Raw genomic sequence first — 2,779 nt, 5'->3', positions numbered from 1 at the left:
CATGTAGGTCTTCGCGCGGTAGATCACGTACTGGTTTTCAGGACGTGCCGGGTTGTGGTTCTTCCAGTTTTCACCTTCGAGAACCATCGGCTTGATGTGGCGCGTATCGAGCACGTAGCAGTACTTCGACTTGGACATGTCATCCAGCGTCGGGTCGTACTTGAACGAAACGCCCTTGAACGAAATATCCGCGATGGATGCGTCGGTCTTGCTCTTGGAAGTCCAGCCTTCAAGGGTGTAGCTGCCCTTGGCACGAAGTTCCTTTTCGACAGCTTCGAGGAAGTCGGAGCCAGCGAGAACAAGGTTCGGACGACCACCGTAACGACGGAGCTGACGCCATTCCTTCTGAAGAGCGGTGACAACGTTCTGTGCGTTCGGGTCGGTTGCTGTGATGCCGAGCAGCGCGCGGTTGCGCCACCAGGTGTTGGCAACCTGATCGATACCGCCAACAACACCCGCCAGTGTCGGGTTGTCATGGATGAACGACGTAATACCGGGGATCAGTTTCGGATCGGTGGAACCGTCGCCCCAATACATTTCGTTCATGTCGCGGTCGATGCCCTCGGACATATCCCACAGCTTTTCCTTGAAAATGTTCGCGAGAACAGTCTTTTCACGCTGGCTGTGGTTCGATTCGCCCTTGCCAGTGGCAGAATCCGAAATGGAAATGCCGTCCTTGGCCAGTTCGTGCATCGTAACCTTGATGCCGCCGTGAATGAGCTTCCAAGGATAGTGGAAACGCTTCGTGCCGGTTGGGTTGCTGTAGCTAACAGTGTCGTCAGCTTCAAAGCCCTGGATGCCGGTCGTCGGATCGCCCTTCACGCCGCCCGTGATGTATTCCTTGCCACCGGGGAAGGTTTCTTCAACGGAGGTCAGGGAATCGAGCAGCGGACGATCCTGCAAGGTCTGCTTGCGGACTTCCGGCGTATTCCAGTGGTAGTCCATCGCCGAATTGGCAATGTTTTCAAGTTCGTCAACGGTAAATGGCATTTCGGTAATCCCTTTGGATTACCCGTTCTTCGCCAACCCCAGATTGATCGCGTCGAGGTAGCTGGATGGTTTGGCCGCCGAACGGGGCGAAACGCTTCCGCCTGTCACTGGTGTGATGGGTTTGGGCGCCGGACGGAACCGCGACAAGTTCTGTTCGACAGCGGCTTTCACCTTGTTGAGAAGGTCGCGGACATCTTTTTCAGTCCGGGGGTAGCCTTCAGCGCCAACACGGCGAAGTTCCAGTTCCATTCCCTGCGTGACAAGTTCACGTTTCAGGTTCCAGTCTGGATCCGTAGTCGCCTGCTCCCGATTCCATGCCTCGGCGGCGTTGACCGCCCGGTTCGTCACTTCCTGAACCTCGCGCTGCTGGCGCTCCTGGTCCTGTCGTGCACGTTCACGCTGCATCTTGTCCGCCATCTGGCGTTCGCCGGCTTTCGCGCGGTTCAGCTCTCTGGCGTGTTGTTCGGTTATGTAACCGAGATTCACTTGCTGCTGCAGATCGTCCGGTAACACATCACCTACCGACTGTCGGACCTGTTGAATAAGGCCTTCGAGGATCGGCAGCGCCTGACGATAATCGCCGCGATTGATCATGGCCGTTAAGCCAAGGGCGTTATCCAGGTGATCGGGCGTGATTTCATGCGTCTGCATGTACCCGATGAGTTGGTCCATCCGTTCCGCCTTCGGCTTCATCACCTCAAGCTCCTGTTGGAACCGGGTAACTTCTTCCTGGGCGGCTTTCGTTTTCTGCGCTAACTCGCGAATGCGATGCTGCTGGCTTGGTGTGAGTTGCTTCTTTTCCTCTTCCGTCAGTTCGGAAGGGTCTTTCTGCTCGTCATCACCGGAATTTTCGGGATCAGGATTTTCTGGATCCTGTTCAGACGAGGCCGGCGTCGCCTCAGATTCCGGAGACAAAGCCTTTTCGATTGCGGCTTCGTAGGAATCTACGCCTTTAACTTCAGTGGTGGCGACGCTTTCAGCCGCTGCAGCTTCGGTTGACGGTTCCGAATTTACGTCTAGTTCCGTTGACGAAACGGTCATACGTCTCTCCTTAACATATGTCGCATATGTCTTATTATCTTATGCACATAATAAGACAATGAAGTCAAGCCTGTGCGCTGTACGCAGGCTGCGGGCCGGGTTGAGTTTGGGCTGCAGCGGGCGCGTTGTTCGCCCCCTGTTGGCCCTGTGAAGCCGGATCGGTTGCTGGATCGCCGGTTGGCGCTGCGCCCGGAGCGGCGGGGTTGCCGGTCGCCATCTTGGTAATGATGGCGTTCAGCGCAGTGATAGACGGAAGATTTTCTGCAAAAGCGTCTTCCACATCGATATTGAGCAATTCCAGATACCGCTTGCCGATCGGCATAGGGTTGATACCCGGCAGGTTCTGAATGAACGGCATACCGCGCTCCATGTTGGCCAGTTCCGCCGCTTGGTTTGGCCGGCCGGTGGAACCTGCTTCCACTTCGAGCATGATTTCTTTGGCGGCCTGTTCGCGGGATTCTGGCGTATCGGGCCACACGGCCCCCTCGCCCACAATCTCAATGACCGTTTCTTTCGTCACGTTCATGAGCAGGACCTGACCGCCAGCGCGGGCCAGCTCGGTCAGCATCTCGTCAAAATCGTCAACATTGTCGCTCTGCGATACCGACTGGCTCTGCTGTGCAATCGAGCTTTCTGTCGCTGTCGAGCCTGACGTAGCGCCGATCTGCGCTTCCTGATAACCGATCACGCGCATCAGATCGCCGAAATGCTGCTCGGTTTCGTACAGGTTCGGGTCAATTGGCGCCAC

The 2,779-nt window shown here is 56.4% G+C and carries 3 protein-coding genes; all 3 read right to left on the bottom strand.

Going from position 1 to position 2,779, the window contains the following annotated elements; translation table 11 throughout:
- On the bottom strand, positions 1-990 hold a 990-nt coding region (locus ACTJKP_RS26640; RefSeq protein WP_440632799.1), incomplete at its 3' end, for a phage major capsid protein.
- 18 nt (positions 991-1,008) lie between these two features.
- On the bottom strand, positions 1,009-2,031 hold the full coding sequence (locus tag ACTJKP_RS26635; RefSeq protein WP_440632798.1) for a hypothetical protein: 1,023 nt from the start codon (positions 2,029-2,031) through the stop codon (positions 1,009-1,011).
- Positions 2,032-2,095: 64 nt separating this feature from the next.
- A partial coding sequence (locus ACTJKP_RS26630) for a hypothetical protein (RefSeq protein WP_440632797.1) occupies positions 2,096-2,779 on the bottom strand: 684 nt, incomplete at its 5' end.

This window comes from Brucella sp. 22210, assembly GCF_052045675.1.
Lineage (GTDB): Bacteria > Pseudomonadota > Alphaproteobacteria > Rhizobiales > Rhizobiaceae > Brucella.
The sequence above is the reverse complement of the archived record's forward strand: the minus strand, read 5'-3'. Positions and strand labels throughout refer to the sequence as shown.